Genomic DNA, 20,344 nt, shown 5'->3' with positions numbered 1-20,344 from the left:
TCCCGATCAGGCGGTATTGCCCGCGCGGCCCCGGAGCCCCCTCCCCGCCTCACAGATAGGTCTCATACTCCAGCGGCAGGATGGCGCGGGTGAAGGCGGCCAGTTCCTCCCGCTTCATCACCCCATAGATGCGCTGATAGTCGGCGCCGAAGGTGCGGCCGATATAGTCCGAAGCCAGGAACCGGGCCACCGCCTCCGCCATATAGGGCGAGAGGCGCTCGGTTTCGCCTTCGAACGCATTGCCCGTCAGGGGCGGCGGCGGCTCGATCTCCCGCTCGATACCCTCCATCATGCCCGCCAGGATGGCGGCGAGCACCAGATGGGGATGGGCCTCCGCCCCGGCGATGCGATGCTCCAGGCGCCGCGCCGCCGGCGGGCCATTGGGCACCCGCACCGCCACCGAGCGGTTGTCGAAGCCCCAGCTGATGCCGGTGGGGGCGTAACTGGCCGGCACCAGCCGGCGATAGCCATTATAACTCGGCACAAAGAACAGCAGGCTGTCCGCCATGGTGGCCAAAAGCCCGCCGGCCGCATGGCGCAGCAGACGGTCGCCGGCGCCATCGGGCCGGGCGAACGCATTCCCGCCCGCCCCGTCGCCCAGGCTCACATGCACATGCATGCCGTTGCCGGCGAAATCCGCCAGCGGCTTGGCCATGAAGGTGGCGCGCAGGCCGTGCTTGCGGGCCACCCCATCGATCAATCGCCGCAGCAGGATGGCCTCGTCGGCCGCCGCCAGCGGATCGGGGCGATGGTAGAGATTGATCTCGAACTGCCCCGGCGCCGCCTCGGAAATCACCGTGTCGGCCGGCAGGCCCTGGATCACGGCGGCGGCGCGCATTTCGTGCAGTACGTCGGCAAAGGCGTCCAGATCGGACATGGCATACATGTTCTGCCGCGCCTGCCCGGTGGCCGGAAACACCGGCTCGGGCACCGCCCCGGGCGCGCCGGGCTTCATCAGATAGAATTCCAGCTCGAACGCCACCGTGGGCGTGAAGCCCAGCTTGGCGGCCCGATCCACCTGGGCCACCAGTTGCTGGCGCGGGTCCAGCATCCAGGGGGCGCCGTCGGGCTTGAACATGGTGAGCAGCACCTGGGCAGCGGGCTGCGGCGACCAGGGCACCGGCTTCAGCGTGCCCGGCACCGGGCGGCAGATGCCGTCGCGATCACCGGTCTCGATATGGATGCCGGTGGAGTCCACCTCGCCACCCCAGATGTCGAGGCCGAAGATGGATTGGGGAATGGCGACCCCATCCTTCCAGATCTTCTCCATGGCGTGGCCTGGCACCCATTTGCCGCGCAGCACGCCGCTGGTATCGGGCAACAGCACTTCCACCACATCGGGAACGCCGAAGGTGTGGAGGTAATTGGCCGCCTCACCGCCGGCGGCCGCGATGCCTTGGTCCGCGTCGGACCTCTCGCGCTCTGACCCTTGCATGATGCTCCAACAAAAAACTATCTTTCGCAGCCATCCAAGCGCGACCGCATGGAACCTACAAGCTTCAGCGGAGCTTTTCCATCAGGGACGCGATCTTGGGAGCAGCAGCCTTGGGTGAAACGATGAGCATCGGCGGGCGCCGCGGCAGCGGCGCGGCGGGAACCGTGCGGCGGCACCGCCGCGGGCCCCGGACGGCCGTGCGCGCCGGGCATGGGGTGGTCCCGCTGCCCCCGCAGCCGGTAGCGCCGGGGGCCGACCGATCGTGACGGTTGCTGCCCCGATGCCCCCCTCCACCCGCCGCCTGCTCAACCAGCCTTTGGTGCTGGCGGTCGGGTTCGCCATTCTGATCGCCATCAGCGTCGCGTCCATCTTCCTGGTCAATCGCTCCCGCGACGATGCCGCCCAGGTGACCCAGACCCTGCTGTTGGAAAACGTGCTGTCCCGCATCCAGGCCCTGGTGCTGCGGGCGGAGAGTTCCCAACGCGGCTACATGCTGACCGGCGATCAGGCCTATCTCTCGTCGTTTGACGGATCGATCCAGGAGTTGGGTCCCGCCCTCGACCAGATCCGCCTGAGCGCGGCAGGAGATAGCGGTCGCAGGGTGTCCGCGGACAAATTGGTGATCCAGGTCCAGGCCAAGCTGGACGAGTTGCGCCACACCATCACCTTGCGGCGCGCCGGCGACGATGTGGGCGCGCTGGCGGTGATTCGCACCGACCGCGGCGAGCAGCTCACCCGCGCCATCACCGACATCATCCAGCAGATGCAGCGCCAGGAGCAGGAGGTGCTCGACGCGCGCAGCGCTTCGTCCCACGTCTCCGGCACCTGGCTGCTGGTGGTCAATCTGGCCGGCGTCGTCGCCATCATCGCCATCGCCGCCGTGGCCCTGCGCCTCAGCAGCCGCGCCGCAGACGCCCTGCGGGCGGCGAAACGGCAGGTGGAGAACGCCAATGTGATCCTGGAGCAGCGGGTGGCCGAGCGCACCGCGGACCTTCAGGAGGCCAATAACGAGATCCAGAGCTTCGCTTATATCGTCAGCCATGATCTGCGCTCGCCGCTGGTGAACATCATGGGCTTCACCAGCGAACTGGAGAATTTGCGCACCGATCTGTTCTTCCGCATCGCCGCTCTGCGGGACAAGGCGGGCGAAAGCGATGCCGCCGAGGACGAGGAGATGAACCGCGACTTCGAGGAAGCGTTCGGTTTCATCAAGGCCTCCATCACCAAGATGGACCGCCTCATCAATGCGATTCTCGAACTCTCCCGCCAGGGCCGCAAAGAGTTCGTGCCCAGTACCGTGGACATGGGCGAATTGGTGGAGGGCATTGCCGCCACCATGGCCCATCAGTTGATGGACCGGAATGCCAAGGTCACAGTATCGAAGATACCTCCCATCGTCAGTGACCGCATGGCATTGGAGCAGATATTCACAAATCTCATGGATAATGCTGTAAAATACCTGCGAGCTGATGTACCAGGGCTCATTGAGGTGTCGGCAAAGCAGACCGTGGGCTACGTCACCTATCTGGTGCGCGACAATGGCCGCGGCATCGATCCTGGAGATCGCGCGCGGGTGTTCGAGCTGTTCCGCCGCTCGGGCCCGCAGGATCGGCCCGGTGAGGGCATTGGACTGGCCCATGTGCGCACACTGGTTCGCCGTCTCGGTGGCGGGATCACGCTGGAGTCCGAGCTGGGGCATGGCACGGTGTTCAAGGTGACGCTGCCCCGCCAGCTGGTGGCGGAACAAAAAGGAGGGACGCGATGGCTGAGCACGTAACCATCATCATGATCGAGGACGATGCCGGCCATGCCCGGCTGATCGAGAAGAACATCCGGCGCGCCGGCGTGCTCAATGAGATCAAGCCGTTCACCGACGGCACCAGTGCGATCGCCTATCTGTTCGGCCCCGACGGAACCGGCGCGGTGAATGCCGGCAAGGCCCTGCTGGTGCTGCTGGATCTCAACCTGCCCGACACCACCGGCGTGAACATCCTCAAGCGCATCAAGGAGAATGAGCATCTCAAGCGCTCGCCCGTGGTGGTGCTCACCACCACCGACGACAAGGTGGAAATCCAGCGCTGCTATGATCTGGGCGCCAATGTCTATGTGACCAAGCCCGTGAATTACGAGAACTTCTCCCACGCCGTCCGGCAGTTGGGCCTGTTCTTCTCCGTCATCCAGGTGCCCGAGGCCAAGTGATGCCCGATCCGGCCCGTGTCGAGGACCACAGCACAATGGCCGCCGTGCCCGCAGCGCCTGCCCCAGGCGTGCGGGTTCTCTATATTGATGATGACCCCGGCCTGTGCCGGCTGGTGCAGCGCCAGCTCGGCCGCCTGGGCTATGGGGTGGACATCGCCACCTCCGGCCCCGACGGCCTGGCGCGCATCGCGCTGGGCGAGGTGGATGTGGTGGCCCTGGATCACTACATGCCGGGCCAGGACGGCTTGCAGACCCTGGCCGCCATCCGCGCCCTCGCCGCGCCCCCGCCGGTGGTCTATGTGACCGGAACCCAGGAAAGCCGGGTCGCGGTGGCAGCCCTCAAGGCGGGCGCCGCGGACTATGTGGTCAAGGAGGTCCATGGCGACTTCATCGAGCTTTTGTCCTCCGCCATCGACGGGGCGCTGGAGCAGGTGAAGATGCGCCGCGCCCATGAGCAAGCGGAAGCGGAAATCCGCGCCGCGCGCGACCGCTTCGAGGCACTGGCCGCCGAGCGCGCGCTGCTGCTACGCGAAATGAACCACCGCGTCGGCAATTCGCTGCAGATCATCATGTCGCTGCTGCATCTGCAGGCCGGCGCCACCGAGAATGCCGAAGTCCAGGATGCGCTGAGCAATGCCCGCGGCCGCGTGGCCGCGGTGGCGCAGGTGCATCGGCGCCTCTACACCTCCGACCAGGTGACCACGGTGGCGGTGGATCAGTATCTGGGCGCCCTGCTGGAGGATTTGCAGATTTCCGCCCAGCACGGCGAGGTGGGCATCGACCTCTCGCTGGCCATCGACCCGCTGGAGATCGATCCCGATCGGGCGGTGGCTTTGGGGGTGATCGTCACCGAACTGGTGATCAACGCCTCGAAATACGCCTATCCCGGCGGCAAGGGGCCGGTGCACGTGGCCCTGGAGACCCGGGGCGAGCAGATTGCCTTGTGGGTGGAGGATGCGGGCGTCGGCCTGCCGCCGGGCGGAATCGCGCTCTCCACCGGGCTCGGCAACCGCATCGTGCGGGCCATGGCCGCCAAGCTGGGCGCGGTGCTGGAATTCCCCGAGCGCCCCAAGGGCACCAGCGTCAGAGTGACCTTCCCGGCGCAGGCGACACCCGCCTTCGGTTTGTAAGGGCGGCGCCGCCGCCCTCCACCAGGCATGACCGGGACGTGGTGACCGCCCCGGCCCGTGCGCGACCGATAAGGAACGTGGCTTAACCCGCTTCGGTGGCGAAGCCGGCGTCCTTCCAGCCCAGAATGCCGCCGGCCATGTGCTCCTCATAATCCAGGCCCGCGGCCTGAGCCAAGGACAGCGCCTTTTGCGAGCGCTGGCCGGAGCGGCAGGAAAACACCAGCCGGCGGCCGGCGGGGTCGGGCAATGCGGCAGGATCGAAGGATTGCAGCGGCGCCAGCACCGAGCCGGGAATGCGCTCGGCCGTGGTTTCGTTCGGCTCACGCACATCCACCAGCAGGATGGTGCCATCGGCCATGCCGGCCTTCACCTCTGCGGGGGAAAGGTGCACCACGCGGCCACCGAAGGGATTCATTTCACTCATGCGTCAGGCTCCATTCTGGCCCCAGGGTGCCCAAGTGCCGCTGCCCGCGCAAGCAATCTGCCGCGCTGGGCCCTCGCGGGGGTTCACCCCCGGCCCTCGCGCCGCAGCCCGCGGATAAAGGGACAGCAGCATGGCAGGTCCGCGTGCAGCGCAGCATTAAAGTGGATCCAAAGGCAGATAAACTCCACCAGGATACCGTTTTGACGTAAAAAAATACCTTCCGTGAACCTTCCCTGAGGCACACGCTCATCTGACGTTCATCTTCGCTTTGATACATCGGTTTCATGAGTTCGACGGGGGCGCCGGTATGAGGCGACCGCGTCCGATCTGAAGACGAAGGCGCCGCGGCGGTCCCATGGCGCATGTGTCGGGAGAATTTCAGCGCCGTCTGTGGCGCATGCAGGAGAGTTCGGGGCGTACCGGCGCGATGAAGATCGCAGACGTATGTCAGGCAGCCTCCCGCACGAGAGAATTGGAATGGCGGTCGGTCTGCGATCGCGATCCCAACGGGCAGGGCCACGGGTCTCCGGGGTCATGCCGGTGAGCTATTGATCGGTTTCGTTCCCCCGCACGGGTCCGGTCAGTGGAAAGGCGTCGGCGCAAGCCGACGCCTTTTTCCGTTTCAGGACCGCAAACAGTCGGTCCCAGGCCCCCTTCTTTTTCCCTCGGCCTGCTCTAGATTGGCGCCATGATGCGTGTGCGCCCTCCCCTTCCTTCTCTTGGCGATCTGCGTGGCGGCGGCAAGCGGCTGGTGGCTTCCGCTTTGTCCGCGGTCGAGACCCAACGCGGCACGCCCGCCCTCGTGGCCCTGCTGGATGAGGCGGCGCGCGCGGCCAAGGCCCATGTGCTCGGCCTCACCGGCCCGCCCGGCGTCGGCAAGTCCACCCTCACCAACGTGCTGGTGCAGCGCGCCCGCGCCGCCGGCCAGACCGTGGCGGTGCTGGCGGTGGACCCCTCCTCCCGGCGCACCGGCGGCGCGCTGCTGGGCGATCGCGCCCGGATCCAGACCGATCCCGAGGACCGCGGCGTGTTCGTGCGCTCCATGGCGGCGCGCGACCGGCTGGGCGGCCTCTCCGACGATGCGGTGGCCGCCGCCGTGCTGCTGCGCGCGGTATTCGACCTGCTGATCGTGGAGACCGTGGGGGTGGGCCAGTCGGAAGCGGATATCGGCCTGGTGGCCGATACGGTGGTGCTGTGCATCCAGCCCGCCTCCGGCGACAGCCTGCAATTCATGAAAGCGGGCGTGATGGAACTGCCGGACATCATCGTCGTCACCAAGGCGGACATGGCCGACATGGCCCGGCGCGCCGCCTCCGACGTCTCCGGCGCCTTGTCCCTGGCGGGGGGCGCCGGCACCTGGACCGTTCCGGTCATCCGCCTCTCCGCCGCCTCCGGCGAGGGGCTGGAGGACTTCAGCGCCGCCACCACGGCCCATGCGGCCTATCTGGCGGCCGAGGGGCGCCGCGCCGCCCAACGCACCGCCCAGGAGGCCCGCTGGGTGGAGGAAGCGGTGAAGGTGCGCTTCGGCACCGAGGGGCTGAAGCGCATGCGTGCCCTGCCCGCGGTGACGGGCGGGCCGTTCCACCGGGAGGCGGCAATCGCCGCATGCTTAACGGGCGGGTAAGGTTGATTATTCATTGTCGTCTCCGCAGCCGGCTCCTCGCCGGTCAGGTGCAAACCGGGGCGGAGACATGGCGGGACGGCGCGGCAGCCAGGCACAGGCGAACGGTGGACGGGCGGACCGCGGACGGGGCAGGAGTCGCCTGCGGCCCTGGGTGTTCACCGTGCCGCTGATGCTCTCCCTGTCGCCGGCGCTGGGCCAGTCGCTGCCGTCCGACGCCATGCTGTCGCATACCTTCAATGACCTCGGGCCGTCTCTCTTGCTGAGCGGCCCGCTGAAAGCGCTCAAGGTGGCCACCCTCGATCTGCCGCCCGCCTTGGGCGCGGGGCTCGGCTTCACCCTGGCGGAGACGCCCGGCGCAATCCCGGTGTCCGCCCCCAGCGAAGACACCTACAGCTACCCGCCGCCCCTGGTTCTCGCGCCGCCCGATGCCCGCACCGGACAAGGCCCGGCGCTGGATGCGGATGCGGACCTGCCGCCCATCTTCGGCCCGCCGCCCGCCGGCGGGGTCTATCTGGAACTGGCGCTGGACAGCCTGCTGTCGCTGCCCAATCTGGAGGAGGCCGAGCTTTCCGCCGACGATGACGGGCCGGACGAGTTCGGCCCCCAGGTGGCGCACGCCCCGACCGGCGGCGGCATCGGCAGCGACGCGCTGTTCCCGGTGACCAAGGACGACCAGGGCTGGGCGGATCTGGGCACCGAAAGCGAGGGCGAGGACGGGCCGCTCTATCGCGATGCGGCGGTGATCTTCGGCACCGATCCGCAGCAATTCCCGGCGCAGCCGTTCGAGCACAGCGCCCTCTCCATGCCCGCCAACCTGGTGCCGGTGCCGGTCTCCGCCCCGCCCATGAGCCGCCGGGATGATCTGGCCACGCCCGGTCGCCTCGGCGGCCCCACCTTCGCCGAGCGCCTGGGCCTGGAAGGGCCGGCGCGGGCGCGGGCGGAGAAATGCCTGGCGGAGGCGGTCTATTTCGAAAGCCGCGGCGAAGCCAAGCGCGGCCAGATTGCGGTGGCGCAGGTGGTGCTGAACCGGGTGTTCTCGGGCTATTATCCCAATGACGTGTGCAAGGCGGTGTACCAGAACGCCCATCGGCATCTGGCCTGCCAGTTCACCTTCGCCTGCGACAACGTCAAGGATGTGATCCGCGAGCCGGACATGTGGGTGCAGGCCAAGCAGATTTCCGCCGACATGCTGGACGGCAAGTTGTGGCTGGAGAGCGTGGGCCGCGCCACCCATTATCATGCTTATTGGGTGCATCCCTCCTGGGTGCGCGAGATGCGCAAGCTGGACCGCATCGGCGTGCACACCTTCTATCGCCCCAAACGCTGGAACAGCTGACCTTTGGTGAGCCAAATCTTCCCCAGGGACATGGGCCTAGAGCAGGATTGCCGTGCGGCGCGCCGCGCGTTAAGGGCCGACGGTGCGCCCCCAAAGCGTTGACGCCTGCACCGTGCAGGCACCGCCTCAGGCGGCACCAGCGCTTCAGTCTGTGCGGTGCGCACGACGGAGGCGTGAACACCATGGCACCCACCCCAGTCCCCACCCCTGACAGCCTGGGCGACCGCGCCCGGCGCATCAAGGCGATCCTGATCGGCTCCGCCGGAAATCTGGTCGAGTGGTACGATTTCTACGCTTATTCGGCGTTCGCGCTCTATTTCGCCAAGTCATTCTTTCCCAATGAAGACCCGGTGGCCGAATTGCTGGCCACCGCGAGCATCTTCGCTCTGGGCTTCTTCATGCGCCCGGTGGGCGGCTGGGTGTTCGGCTATATCGGCGACAATCTGGGCCGGCGCAAAGCGCTGATGCTCTCGGTGCTGCTGATGTGCTTCGGCTCGCTGATCATCGCGCTGACCCCGACCTACGCCACCATCGGCGTTCTGGCCCCGGTGATGCTGCTCGTCGCCCGCCTGTTGCAGGGCCTGAGCCTGGGCGGCGAATATGGCTCCAGCGCCACCTATCTCTCGGAGATGGCCACCTCCAAGGAGCGCGGCTTTTACTCCTCGTTCCAATATGTGACGCTGATCGGCGGCCAGCTCACCGCCTTGCTGGTGCTGCTGATCCTCCAGAATGTCCTGCTCACCAATGAGCAGCTGCGGGCCTGGGGCTGGCGCATTCCGTTCTTCATCGGCGCGGGCCTCGCACTGTTCACGCTGGTGATGCGGCGCAATCTCCAGGAGACCGAGGCGTTCGAGCGCGAGAAGGCCAAGAAGACCCGCAAGACCGGCACCCTGCGCGGGCTCATGGATCATCCCCGCGAAGTGGCGCTGGTGTTCGGCCTCACCGCGGGCGGCACGCTGGCCTTCTATGTCTACACCACCTACATGCAGAAATTCCTGAAGCTCTCCGCCGGCCTCACCGACGCCCAGACCACCTGGGTCAGCGCCGGCTCGCTGATCTTCGCCATGTGCCTGCAACCGCTCTATGGCGCCCTGTCCGACCGCATCGGCCGCCGGCCGCTCTTGATCGGCTTCGGCGTGCTGGGCACGCTCTGCACCGTGCCGCTACTCACCGCCATCCAGCAGGCGAGCGGCCCGTGGGTGGCCTTCCTGCTGATCGCCGGGGCGTGGCTCATCGTGTCGGGCTACACCTCCATCAATGCGGTGGTGAAGGCGGAACTGTTCCCCGCCGCCATCCGCGCCTCCGGCGTGGGCTTGCCCTATGCGGTGGCGGTGTCGCTGTTCGGCGGCACGGCGGAATATATCGCCCTGTGGTTCAAGAGCATCGGCCATGAGAGCTGGTTCTACTGGTACGCCACGGCGGTGATCGGTTGCTCATTACTGGTGTATCTGTTCATGCCGGACACCAAGAAAGCCTCGCGCATCGACGCCGAGGCCCGCGCCCACCACAGCTGAGGCCACAGCGGCCCGGACGACAGCGTCCGGGCCTTTGGTTCAAGATCCGGGCGCGATGGCGCCACCGCCACAAACAAAAAGGCCCGGCATCTGCCGGGCCTTTTCCATGTCTGTCTCGTCTTGCAGAGCGACCGGCCGGTCAGGCCGGAGCGCCGCTCAGAGCGTGCCCTGCGCCTCCACCACCGCCACCGCCGTCATGTTGACGATGCCGCGGGCGGTGATCGAGGGGCCGAGGATGTGCGCCGGCTTGGCGGTGCCCATCAGGATGGGGCCCACCGGGAGCGCATCGCCCAGCACCTTGATCATGTTGTGGGCGATGTCGGCCGCATCCAGATCGGGCATGACCAGCACATTGGCGACGCCGGTCAGGCGCGAATAGGGGAAGGTGCGCTCGCGGATGTCTTCCAGCAGCGCGGTCTCCGCCTGCATCTCGCCATCCACTTCCAGGTCCGGCGCCTGCTTCAGGATCAGCTCCAGCGCCGCCCGCACCCGGCGGGCGCAGGAGGTGTCGTTGCTGCCGAAATTGGAGTGAGACAGCAAGGCGATGCGCGGCTCGATGCCGAACCGGCGCACATGGGCGGCGGCGAGGATGGTCATCTCCGCCAGGTCCGAGGCGGTGGGCTCGGTCTGCACCTGGGTATCGCAGAGGAAGAAATTCCCCTTGGGCGTGATCAGCAGCGACAGCGCCGCCAGTTCATGCACCCCCGGCGCCAGGCCGATGATGTCGCGCACGTGGCGCAGATGACGGGCAAAGCGGCCCTCGATGCCGCACAGCATGGCATCCGCCTCGCCCAGGCGCACGGCCAGCGCCGAGATCACCGTGGAGGAGGTGCGCACCAAAGTGCGGGCGGCATCGGGGGTGATGCCGCGACGCCCGGCAATCTCCGAATAGGCCCGCACGAAGTCGCGGTAGCGCGGATCGTCCTCGGGATTGATGACGTCGAAATCCGTGCCCGGCCGGATGGAGAGGCCGAAGCGCTGGAGACGGGTCTCCAGCACGCTGGGACGGGCCACCAGGATGGGGCGGGCGATGCCCTCTTCCACCACCGCCTGGGCGGCGCGCAGCACCCGCTCGTCCTCGCCCTCCGCATAGATCACGCGCTTCTTGTCCTGCTTCGCGCGGGCGAACAGGGGGCGCATGATGAAGCCGGAGCGGAACACGAAGTGGTCCAGCTTGTCGTTATAGGCCTCGAAATCGGTGATCGGCCGGGTGGCGATGCCGGTGTCCATGGCGGCTTTCGCCACCGCGGGGGCAATGCGCAGGATCAGGCGCGGATCGAACGGCGAGGGAATGATGCTGTCCGGGCCGAAGGCGCGGGTCTCGCCGCCATAGGCACGGGCCACCACGTCGGAGGGGGTCTCGCGGGCCAAAGCCGCGATGGCCTCCACCGCCGCCATCTTCATTTCCGCATTGATGTCGGTGGCGCCCACGTCCAGCGCGCCGCGGAAGATGTAGGGGAAGCACAGGACATTGTTGACCTGGTTGGGGAAGTCCGACCGGCCGGTGCAGATCATGGCGTCGGGGCGCGCGTCGCGGGCGTCCTCGGGCATGATTTCGGGATTGGGATTGGCCAGCGCCAGGATCAGCGGACGATCCGCCATGCGCTTGACCATGTCCTTGGTCACCACGCCGCCGGCGGAGAGGCCGAGGAAGATATGCGCGCCGTCCATGACCTCCGTCAGGGTGCGGGCCTCGGTCTTCTGGGCATAGACCGACTTGTAGGGGTCCATGAGGGTGGTGCGGCCTTCATAGACCACGCCCTCGATGTCGCAGACCCAGATGTTCTCGCGCTTGGCGCCCAGCGTCACCAGCAGGTTGAGGCAGGCGATGGCCGCCGCGCCGGCCCCGGAGGCGACGATCTTGAGGTCTTCGATCTTGCGGTTGCCGATTTCCAGCGCGTTGCGCACCGCGGCGGCGACGATGATGGCGGTGCCATGCTGATCGTCGTGGAACACCGGGATCTTCATGCGCTCGCGCAGGCGGCGTTCCACCTCGAAGCATTCGGGGGCCTTGATGTCCTCAAGGTTGATGCCGCCGAAGGTGGGCTCCAAAGCGGCCACCGTCTCCACCAGATGGTCGATCTCGGTGGCGGCCAGCTCGATGTCGAACACATCGATGCCGGCGAATTTCTTGAACAGGACCGCCTTGCCTTCCATCACCGGCTTGGACGCCAAGGGGCCGATGTTGCCGAGGCCCAGCACCGCGGTGCCGTTGGTCACCACCGCCACCAGATTGGCGCGGATGGTGAGTTCGGCGGCCTGGAGCGGATCGGCGACGATGGCTTCACAGGCGGCGGCGACACCGGGAGAATAGGCCAGCGCCAGGTCGCGCTGATTGCCGAGGGGCTTCGTGGCCTGGATTTCCAGTTTCCCAGGGCGTGGCGTGCGATGATAGACAAGCGCGCCGGATTTCAAATCCTCGGATATATTCGACATGTTTGACGCCATGTCCTCCCCCAAGCCTTTCACAGTACAGCGGTCTTGCCGTTTGGGGCGGCAACGTAGCCCCCACGGGCGGGGATGTCACGGGTCGGGTGGCGAATTCGCGTCGGCGGGGCCGGCGTTCGGGATCAAGGCGCACAACCACGCGCACAGGGGATGACGTCATGAAGAAGCTCATCATCGGGGTCGTGGTGGTCGCCCTCCTCGGGGTCGGGGGGTATTTCGGCTTTACCCGCTACGTGCAGTCCCGCGCCCGCGGCGACGTGGAATCGGTGTTTGCGGCGCTGCGTCAACAGGGCGCCAAGGCGGGCTACGGCACGGTGGCGTTCGATCTCACCGGCCGCGTGCTCACGGTCACCGGCATCGACATCGCCATGCCCGACGGGGCCGGTTCGGTGAAGCTGGACCGGCTGGTGGCCAGCGGCATCACGTCGCCCTCCGGCGGCACCATCCAGGCGGCGCGGATCGATCTGGAGGGGCTCGCGGTGTCCGCCAATGGCATCGTCGCGCCGGGCGCCAGCATCGCCTACACCGTGCCCAAGGCGCGAATCGACAATTACACCGGGCCGGACCGGCTCTTGTTCGTCACCGCCGGCAACGGCAGCCATCCCGGCGTGCGCCAGGCCCTGGTGCATTTCGCGGCGGTGCGGGCCGACAGCGTGGTGGTGCCGGACCTGACCGGGCGCGCCACCCCCGCCCCCGGGACGCCCGGCGCCTCCGGCCCCGCCGTGCCGGTGGACATCACCTATAGCGGCCTCAAGGTCTCCGGCATCGCCGACGGGCGCATCGCCGAAGTGACCCTGGATCGCATCGGCTTCGCCACCAAGCTGACCATCGGCACGGTGAGCGAGACCACCACCGGCGAGATCAACGCCTTGCGCGCCTCGGGCATCGATACCGGCCCCGTGCGCATGCTCACCGACGCCGAGCCGCGCGCCACCACCTACCAGCCGGTCTATGCCAAGATTTCCACTGGCCTCTACAAGCTGGCCCAGGAGCACGGCCCCACGGTCAGTGTCGGCGCCATCGAGGTGGAGCGGGTGGCCATCAATCCGGTGGACCTGTCGTTCCAGCGCCTGGATGCGCTGACCGCGCTGTCGCAGCGCGAGGCGAGCCTCGGGCCGGACGAGACCGCCCGCCTGCTGACCCTGACCGCCGAAGCGCTGGGCGGCATCGCGGTGGGCCAGGTGGCCTTCACCGACATGACGGTGACCGACACATCCGGCACCGCCAAAGTGGCGGCGCTGCGCTTCGAGGGGTTCAGCGGCGGTAAGCTCAAGAGCCTGACCATGGAAGGACTGGCCGGAACCACCCCCGACAAGCGCCCGGTGAGCCTGAAACGCATCGCCCTGCACGAGCTGTCGCTGGATGCGCTGCTGCGGCTCTCCGCCGACAGCGCCAAGAATGACAACCAGCCCACCATGGACACCGCGTTCGGCCTGTTCCGCATCCTCAGCGGCGTGGAACTGGAAGGCGTCAGCGCCCCCCATGAGACCGGCGGCCAATTGGTGACCATCGAAGCCATGTCCCTAAGCTGGGGCGACTTTGCCGGCGCCCTGCCCACCTGGGTGAAGTTCAAGCTGACCAAGGCCAGCGGCCCGATCTCGGCGGAGGATGGCGAGCCGTTCAGCTATCTGGTGGCAGCGGGCATCGACAAGGCCATCATGTCGCTGCAACTGGACCTCGCCTATGACGCGGCGGCCCGCACCCTGAGCCTGTCGCCCGCCTTCACCGAGGTGGAAAAGGCCTTTTCGGTGCGGGTGGAAGGGCGCCTGGACAATGTGCCCCGCACCGCGTTCGAGGACCCCGCCGGCGCCTTCCTGGCGCTCGGCGAGGCCACCGCCGGGCCGCTGACCGTGACCCTCTCCAATCTGGGCCTCGCCAATCTGATGCTGAAGCAGCAGGCCGATGCGGTGGGCGTGGAGCCGGAGGATTTGCGGGCCGAACTGGCCTCGGGCATCGAACAGGCGGCCAAGGACGCCGCAACCGTCGCGCCGGACGCTGTGGGCGTCGGCGAGGCGCTGGCGGCCTTCGTCAAGAGCCCGGGCACGCTCACCGTTACCGTGACGCCCAAGCGCCCGGTGCCGGTGCTGCAGTTGCTCTCCCTCGGCGATCCCCTGGAAGCCATGAGCCTGTTCGGCGTCACCGCCACCGCGACGCCATAACTCCGACGCGCATCTTTTCTGAACAATACCGAGAGTTGTGACGTTCCTCTAAGTCGCGCGGATCAGAACACGGCGATGACAAAAGGAGCTTTTGCGCCGTGAACTTCGTGCTGCTGAACCGCTATGACCAACTATTGGGCATTCTCCTCATCCAGCAGCGCGAAGGGGGCTGGCCGCAGGCGGGTCGGAGCGAGTGCGAGTTGCACACGCTCGGCGTGACGTCGCCGACCCCGCCGGATCCCCTGGCGCAGTTCCTCCGCGACCATGCCGGTGCCTGCTTCGGCCTGACCGTGAGCTATGTGGATGAGACCATGACGGCCGTGCACGCCACCGGGGACGGGTGGACGTTCGAGGCCCATGCCGGTGGCGTCACCGATGGCTGGAGCATCTGCCGCGGCCAGTCCCGCCATGCGGGCGGAGGCTATTTCCTGGGGCCGTCCTGATCTGCGCGCAGCGTGCACCTTGTGCCGGCGCGCAGTCATCGGGCCGGCACCGGAGCGGCGCGCGGCCGCCCCGGACTTGGTCTTACGTCCGCGCGCTCACTTCAGCGGCAGAGCGTTGCGGATGTGCAGTTCCTTGAGCTGCTTGGGCGTCGCCTCGGAGGGGGCGCCCATGAGCACGTCCACCGCCTGCTGGTTCATGGGGAACAGCGAAATCTCGCGCAGGTTGGAGACGCCGCACAGCAGCATCACCATGCGGTCGATGCCCGCCGCCATGCCGCCATGGGGCGGGGCGCCGTACTGGAACGCGCGATACATGCCGCCGAAACGCTCGATCACCGTCTCCTCGTCATAACCCGCCAGTTCGAACGCCTTGACCATGGTCTCGGGACGATGGTTGCGGATGCCGCCCGAGGCGATCTCGAAGCCGTTGCAGGCGATGTCATACTGGAAGGCGTTGATGGTGAGCGGATCCTGCGACTTGAGCGCCTCGAGCCCGCCCTGCGGCATGGAGAAGGGATTGTGGGAGAAGTCGATCTTCTTCTCCTCTTCCGACCATTCGTAGAACGGGAAGTCCACGATCCAGGCCAGCTCGAACCGCTCGGTGTCGATGAGCTTCAGCTCCTCGCCCACCTTGGTGCGGGCCAGACCGGCGAACTTGTAGAATTTGGACGGGTCGCCAGCGACGAAGAAGGCGGCATCGCCTTCCTTGAGGCCGAGGGCCTCGCGAATGGCGGTGGTGCGCTCGGGGCCGATGTTGTTGGCCAGCGGTCCGGCGCCCTCGCCGCCCTCGCGCCACATGATGTAGCCCAGGCCCGGCTGGCCCTCGCCCTGCGCCCAGCTGTTCATGCGGTCGCAGAAGGCGCGCGAACCGCCGGTGGGGCCGGGAATGGCCCACACCTGGTTCTTCGGGTCTTCGAGCATGCGCGCGAACACCTTGAAGTTCGAGCCGCGGAAATGCTCGGAGACGTCCTGCATTACCAGCGGGTTGCGCAGGTCCGGCTTGTCGGAGCCATACTTGCGCAGGGCTTCGGCATAGGGAATGCGCGGCCAGTCCTGGGTCACCGGCTTGCCATCGGCGAACTGCTCGAACACCCCGGTGATCACCGGCTGCACGGCGGCGAACACGTCTTCCTGCTCCACGAAGCTCATTTCCAGGTCGAGCTGGTAGAACTCGCCCGGCAGGCGGTCGGCGCGGGGGTCTTCGTCGCGGAAGCAGGGGGCGATCTGGAAGTAGCGGTCGAAGCCGCTCATCATGATCAGCTGCTTGTACTGCTGCGGCGCCTGCGGCAGCGCGTAGAACTTGCCGGGATGGATGCGCGAGGGCACCAGGAAGTCGCGCGCGCCTTCCGGCGAGGAGGCGGTGAGGATCGGGGTCTGGAACTCGAAGAAGCCCTGGCCCTTCATGCGGGCGCGGATGCCGTCGATGATCTGGCCGCGCTTCATGATGTTGTCGTGGATTTTCTGCCGGCGCAGATCCAGGAAGCGATACTTGAGGCGGGTTTCCTCGGGATATTCCTGGTCGCCGAATACCGGCATGGGCAGTTCGGCGGAGGCGCCGAGCACTTCCAGCTCGGTGGCGTAAAGCTCGATCTGGCCCGTGGGCAGGTCGGTATTCTCGGTGCCCTCGGGGCGCAGGCGCACCCGGCCGTCCACGCGCACCACCCATTCGGCGCGGATCTTCTCGGCCTGCTGGAACGCCGGGCTGTCGGGGTCCAGCACCACCTGGGTCAGGCCGTAATGGTCGCGCAGATCCAGGAACAGCACGCCGCCATGGTCGCGGATGCGATGGCACCAGCCCGACAGGCGGACGGTCTCGCCCACCTGAGCATCAGTGAGCGCGCCGCAGGTATGGGAGCGATAGCGGTGCATGGCGGACGGCCTTTCGGACAACACGGTAAACAGGGGCTGCCGGCATATGGCACAAAGGCTGGGGCCGGGTTGCCGGGAAGGTGCATGCGCTCCCCGCCTTGTCAAGGGAGCCGGCCGCGGTGCACCACGGCTTTGGCGCGCAGCCCAAGGCGTGTATCGTGCCGGAAATGGTGGTCGTGTGAGGGGCGCGGATGATCTTTCGCTCCGTCGAAAAGGCGGAAAATCCCGAAGGCCGATCCAGGCGCCAGGGTCCGAGCAGCAGCGCAATGCTGTCGCTGTTTGGCGCCATCCTCGCATTGATCGTCCTCGTGTGCGCCGTGCTGCTGACGCTGAGCGTGCGCAACCACGCCTTCTCCGATCGCCGCCGCGAACTCCAGAACCTCGCCCTGACCCTGTCGGAACAGAGCGACCGGGCGCTGCAATCCCTGCAATTGGTGCAGAGCGGGGTGATCGAGCGCATCACCAACGCCAAGGTTGCCACCGCCGAGGACCTTGCCCGCCTCATCTCCACCTTCGAGGTGCATGAGGTGCTGCGGGAAAAGATCAGCGGCCTGCCGTTCGTGGATGCGGTGACGGTGATCGACGAGACCGGTCGCCTGCTGAACTTCTCGCGCTTCTGGCCGGTGCCCAGCGTGAACGTCTCGGACCGGGACTATTTCCAGGCGCTGAAGGACATGTCGCGCAAGGACACCTTTATCAGCGAGCCGGTGCCCAACCGCGGCACCGGCACGGTCACCATCTATCTGGCCAAGCGCTTCACCGCGCCGGACGGGGCCTTCCTCGGCCTGGTGCTGGGGGCCATGGAGCAGAGCTATTTCGAGCAGTTCTATGGCACCATCAACCTGGGCCGGGATGCGGCGATCACCCTCTATCGCGACGACGGTGCCAGCCTCGCCACCTTCCCCCACCGCAGCGGCGACGCCCTGCCGCCTCCCGGCGCCGCCGAGCGCATCGCCCGCTCCCTCATCGCCCAGGCGCCGGAGGATGGGATTGCGCCAGCCGGCCTGATCGATGACCGCCGCCGCATGGTGGCAGTGCAGCAACTGGCCAATTATCCGCTGGTGGTGGCGGTGAGCGACACCATCAAGGCCATCGACAAGGGGCTGCGGATCCAGACCCTGCCCATTGCGATCGCCGCCGGCCTGATCTGCCTGTCCATCGCCGCGGCCATCCTCCTGGCCACGCGGCACCTCCATGCCCAGGCCCGTTTCGCCGCCGCGGCTTATTACGCCGCCCGCCACGACGACCTGACCGGACTGCCCAATCGCCTGCTGTTCGCCGAGCGGCTGAACGCCGCCTTGGCGCTGGGCCGATCGGCACCGCCCTTCGCGGTGCTGTTCCTCGACCTCGACTATTTCAAGACCGTCAACGATACCCTCGGCCATGCGGTGGGGGATCTGCTGCTGCGGGCGGCGGCGGAGCGCATCGCCGCCGAAGCCGGCCCCGGCGACGTGGTCGCCCGTCTGGGGGGCGACGAATTCGCCATTATCCACAGCCGGGCGGAGGATGCCCATGCGGCGCTGGAACTGGCCGAGCGGATCATCGCGCGCATCTCCCGCCCCATCAGCGTCAGCGACCACCGGGTGATCGCCGGGTGCAGCATCGGCGTGGTCATGGCGCCGGAGGACGGGATCTCCACCACGGAACTGCTGAAGAATGCGGACCTCGCGCTCTATCGCGCCAAGGCCGACGGGCGTGGCCTGGCGCGGCTGTTCCTGCGCGAGATGGAGCGCACCGCCATGGCGCGCCGCGCGCTGGAGCTGGATCTGCGCGAGGCCTGGGAGAGCGGCCAGTTCTTCCTGGTCTACCAGCCGTTCTTCTCCGCCAAGACCCGGCGGCTGCAAGGCTTCGAGGCGCTGCTGCGCTGGCGCCACCCCACCCGCGGCATCGTCTCGCCGCAGACCTTCATCAGTTGCGCGGAGGAGACCGGGCTGATCCTGCCGCTGGGGGCCTGGGTGATGGCGGAAGCCTGCCGCACCGCCAAGGACTGGCCCGAGGAGATCCGCATCGCGGTCAATCTCTCGCCGCTGCAATTCCGTTCCGGCCACGTGGCCGACCATGTGCGCGATGCGTTGCGCGGCTCGGGCCTTGCGCCCAGCCGGCTGGAACTGGAGCTGACCGAATCCACCTTGCTGATCGAAGGCACGACGGTGCGGGTGATGCTGGAGCAGTTCCGCGCCCAGGGCATCACCATCGCCCTGGACGACTTCGGCACCGGCTACTCCTCGCTGGGATACCTGCGCACCTTGCCCATCGACCGAATCAAGATTGACCGCTCTTTCATCAGCCGCATGTGCGACGACCCCCACAGCCGGGCCATCGTCAACGCCCTGATGCGACTTTCCGAGGCCATGGACCTTGCCACCACCGCCGAGGGGATCGAGACCGAGGAGCAGCTGGAAATCCTGCGGGCAGAAGGCTGCGACCTGATTCAGGGCTTCCTTCTGGGCCGTCCGGGCGGCGCCACGGACGCGCGGGAGATGGCGCAGCGGGTGACAACTTAGGGCGCACAGCAATCAGGCTCTTTCGCGGCGCGTGCCCCATCCGCTATGTTCTGGCCATGGATCCGATCACTTCCACCGAAGCCCTCGCAGCGGCCTGCGAGCGCTTCGCCAGCCACGACTTCGTCACCGTCGACACCGAGTTCCTGCGTGAGACGACCTTCTGGCCGAAGCTCTGCGTGGTACAGGTCGCCAGCCCCGATGAAGCCATCATCATCGATGCCCTCGCCGAGGGCCTCGATCTCGCGCCCTTTTTTACGCTCATGGCCAATGAGCAGGTGAAGAAGGTGTTCCATGCCGGCCGGCAGGACATCGAGATCGTCTGGCACCTGGCCAACATCATCCCACATCCGGTGTTCGACACCCAGGTGGCGGCCATGGTGCTGGGCTATGGCGACAGCATTTCCTACGACCAGCTGGTCCAGCGCATCACCGGGCACGCCATCGACAAGTCCTCGCGCTTCACCGACTGGTCGCGCCGGCCTTTGTCCCAGGCCCAGCTCACCTATGCCATCGCCGATGTGACCCATCTGCGCGACATCTATCTGAAGCTGACCGCCGACCTCAAAGCCCGCGACCGCTCCGACTGGGTGGGCGAGGAAATGACCATCCTCACCTCCCCCGATACCTATCGCCAGGACCCTGAGACCGCCTATGAGCGGCTGAAGTCCCGCGTGCGCAAGCCGCGCGAGCTGGCGGTGCTGGCGGAAGTGGCCGCCTGGCGCGAGCGCGAGGCCCAGGCCCGCGACCTGCCGCGCGGGCGCATCATCAAGGACGACGTCATCGGCGAGATCGCCATCCAGCAGCCCCAGACCCACGAGAAGCTGGCCGAATTGCGCTCTCTCCCCAAGGGCTTCGAGCGCTCGCGCTATGGCGAGGCGGTGCTGGAGGCGGTGAAGAAGGGCGTGGCACGCGACCCCAAGACCCTGCCGCGCATCGAACGCGACAAGCCGCTGCCCAATGGCGCCACCGCCACGGTGGAACTGTTGAAGGTGCTGCTGCGCATGACCGCCGAGCAGCATGCGGTGGCCGCCAAGGTGATCGCCACCACCGACGATCTGGAGCGCATCGCGGTGAGCGACGACGCCCCGGTTCCGGCGCTGTCCGGCTGGCGGCGCGAACTGTTCGGCGAACGGGCGCTGGCCCTGAAGGCCGGTCGTCTGGCATTGGCGGTCGATCAGGGCCGCGTGGTGGCCGTGGAGCGCTGACGCCCCGGGGATGGCCGCGCCCACCTGGGCGTTCGTCCCCGGCGTTCGTCCCCT

Annotated in this window: 14 protein-coding genes; 10 read left to right on the top strand and 4 right to left on the bottom strand. The window is 67.4% G+C overall.

The window, feature by feature from the left end:
- Positions 1–49: 49 nt before the first annotated feature.
- Positions 50–1,435: a glutamine synthetase family protein gene (locus AAG816_RS10225; protein ID WP_341989501.1), complete on the bottom strand. Its 1,386-nt coding sequence runs from the start codon at positions 1,433–1,435 to the stop codon at positions 50–52.
- A gap of 262 nt (positions 1,436–1,697) precedes the next feature.
- Between AAG816_RS10225 and AAG816_RS10220 the strand changes: the two genes are divergently transcribed.
- From AAG816_RS10220 to AAG816_RS10210, 3 genes are read left to right on the top strand one after another with little or no spacing between them, the layout of a single operon-like run.
- Positions 1,698–3,212, top strand: coding sequence for a CHASE3 domain-containing protein (locus AAG816_RS10220; RefSeq protein ID WP_341989500.1), 1,515 nt, complete (start codon positions 1,698–1,700; stop codon positions 3,210–3,212).
- Positions 3,197–3,634 carry a response regulator gene (locus AAG816_RS10215; RefSeq protein ID WP_341989499.1) on the top strand — a complete coding sequence of 146 codons (438 nt, stop codon included), beginning with the start codon at positions 3,197–3,199 and terminating at the stop codon, positions 3,632–3,634. The genes AAG816_RS10220 and AAG816_RS10215 overlap by 16 nt, the downstream gene beginning before the upstream one ends.
- Positions 3,635–3,669: 35 nt before the next feature.
- Positions 3,670–4,764: a histidine kinase dimerization/phosphoacceptor domain -containing protein gene (locus AAG816_RS10210; protein ID WP_341989498.1), complete on the top strand. Its 1,095-nt coding sequence runs from the start codon at positions 3,670–3,672 to the stop codon at positions 4,762–4,764.
- 82 nt (positions 4,765–4,846) lie between these two features.
- On the opposite strand, the gene AAG816_RS10205 is transcribed toward AAG816_RS10210, so the two are convergent.
- Complete coding sequence (locus AAG816_RS10205; RefSeq protein ID WP_341989497.1) at positions 4,847–5,188, bottom strand: rhodanese-like domain-containing protein; 342 nt, start codon at positions 5,186–5,188, stop codon at positions 4,847–4,849.
- 691 nt (positions 5,189–5,879) lie between these two features.
- Here AAG816_RS10205 and AAG816_RS10200 point away from each other — a divergent pair.
- The 3 genes from AAG816_RS10200 (at position 5,880) to AAG816_RS10190 (ending at position 9,662) form a co-directional block, all read left to right on the top strand.
- Positions 5,880–6,812, top strand: a complete 933-nt coding sequence (locus AAG816_RS10200) for a GTP-binding protein (protein WP_341989527.1) — start codon at positions 5,880–5,882, stop codon at positions 6,810–6,812.
- Between the two features lie 67 nt (positions 6,813–6,879).
- Complete coding sequence (locus tag AAG816_RS10195; RefSeq protein ID WP_341989496.1) at positions 6,880–8,148, top strand: cell wall hydrolase; 1,269 nt, start codon at positions 6,880–6,882, stop codon at positions 8,146–8,148.
- 182 nt (positions 8,149–8,330) lie between these two features.
- On the top strand, positions 8,331–9,662 hold the full coding sequence (locus AAG816_RS10190; RefSeq protein WP_341989495.1) for an MFS transporter: 1,332 nt from the start codon (positions 8,331–8,333) through the stop codon (positions 9,660–9,662).
- A 156-nt stretch (positions 9,663–9,818) separates the two neighbouring features.
- Here AAG816_RS10190 and AAG816_RS10185 read toward each other — a convergent pair whose 3' ends face one another.
- Positions 9,819–12,110, bottom strand: coding sequence for an NADP-dependent malic enzyme (locus AAG816_RS10185; protein ID WP_341989494.1), 2,292 nt, complete (start codon positions 12,108–12,110; stop codon positions 9,819–9,821).
- Positions 12,111–12,268: 158 nt separating this feature from the next.
- On the opposite strand from AAG816_RS10185, the gene AAG816_RS10180 reads away from it, so the two are divergent.
- Both AAG816_RS10180 and AAG816_RS10175 read left to right on the top strand, forming a co-directional pair.
- Positions 12,269–14,269: a hypothetical protein gene (locus tag AAG816_RS10180; RefSeq protein WP_341989493.1), complete on the top strand. Its 2,001-nt coding sequence runs from the start codon at positions 12,269–12,271 to the stop codon at positions 14,267–14,269.
- A 98-nt stretch (positions 14,270–14,367) separates the two neighbouring features.
- Positions 14,368–14,712, top strand: a complete 345-nt coding sequence (locus AAG816_RS10175; RefSeq protein WP_341989492.1) for a hypothetical protein — start codon at positions 14,368–14,370, stop codon at positions 14,710–14,712.
- Between the two features lie 96 nt (positions 14,713–14,808).
- Here AAG816_RS10175 and aspS read toward each other — a convergent pair whose 3' ends face one another.
- The gene (aspS, locus tag AAG816_RS10170; protein ID WP_341989491.1) at positions 14,809–16,581 is read right to left on the bottom strand and encodes an aspartate--tRNA ligase; all 1,773 of its coding nucleotides are present in this window, start codon (positions 16,579–16,581) and stop codon (positions 14,809–14,811) included.
- A 266-nt stretch (positions 16,582–16,847) separates the two neighbouring features.
- On the opposite strand from aspS, the gene AAG816_RS10165 reads away from it, so the two are divergent.
- Complete coding sequence (locus AAG816_RS10165; protein WP_341989490.1) at positions 16,848–19,085, top strand: EAL domain-containing protein; 2,238 nt, start codon at positions 16,848–16,850, stop codon at positions 19,083–19,085.
- Positions 19,086–19,141: 56 nt separating this feature from the next.
- The gene (gene rnd, locus AAG816_RS10160; protein WP_341989489.1) at positions 19,142–20,290 is read left to right on the top strand and encodes a ribonuclease D; all 1,149 of its coding nucleotides are present in this window, start codon (positions 19,142–19,144) and stop codon (positions 20,288–20,290) included.
- The last annotated feature ends 54 nt before the right edge of the window (positions 20,291–20,344 follow it).

The sequence above is a fragment of the Azorhizobium sp. AG788 genome, assembly GCF_943371865.1.
In the GTDB taxonomy this organism is placed as follows: Bacteria; Pseudomonadota; Alphaproteobacteria; order Rhizobiales; family Xanthobacteraceae; genus Azorhizobium.
The sequence above is the reverse complement of the archived record's forward strand: the minus strand, read 5'-3'. Positions and strand labels throughout refer to the sequence as shown.

Bases quoted from the DNA above. Each gene is read 5' to 3' on its own strand.
- AAG816_RS10165 (WP_341989490.1), top strand. From the start codon at position 16,848: ATGCTGTCGCTGTTTGGCGCCATCCTCGCATTGATCGTCCTCGTGTGC.
- AAG816_RS10195 (WP_341989496.1), top strand. From the start codon at position 6,880: ATGGCGGGACGGCGCGGCAGCCAGGCACAGGCGAACGGTGGACGGGCG.
- rnd (WP_341989489.1), top strand. From the start codon at position 19,142: ATGGATCCGATCACTTCCACCGAAGCCCTCGCAGCGGCCTGCGAGCGC.
- AAG816_RS10180 (WP_341989493.1), top strand. From the start codon at position 12,269: ATGAAGAAGCTCATCATCGGGGTCGTGGTGGTCGCCCTCCTCGGGGTC.
- AAG816_RS10190 (WP_341989495.1), top strand. From the start codon at position 8,331: ATGGCACCCACCCCAGTCCCCACCCCTGACAGCCTGGGCGACCGCGCC.
- AAG816_RS10225 (WP_341989501.1), bottom strand. From the start codon at position 1,435: ATGCAAGGGTCAGAGCGCGAGAGGTCCGACGCGGACCAAGGCATCGCG.
- AAG816_RS10185 (WP_341989494.1), bottom strand. From the start codon at position 12,110: ATGGCGTCAAACATGTCGAATATATCCGAGGATTTGAAATCCGGCGCG.
- AAG816_RS10200 (WP_341989527.1), top strand. From the start codon at position 5,880: ATGCGTGTGCGCCCTCCCCTTCCTTCTCTTGGCGATCTGCGTGGCGGC.
- AAG816_RS10215 (WP_341989499.1), top strand. From the start codon at position 3,197: ATGGCTGAGCACGTAACCATCATCATGATCGAGGACGATGCCGGCCAT.
- AAG816_RS10210 (WP_341989498.1), top strand. From the start codon at position 3,670: ATGGCCGCCGTGCCCGCAGCGCCTGCCCCAGGCGTGCGGGTTCTCTAT.
- aspS (WP_341989491.1), bottom strand. From the start codon at position 16,581: ATGCACCGCTATCGCTCCCATACCTGCGGCGCGCTCACTGATGCTCAG.
- AAG816_RS10205 (WP_341989497.1), bottom strand. From the start codon at position 5,188: ATGAGTGAAATGAATCCCTTCGGTGGCCGCGTGGTGCACCTTTCCCCC.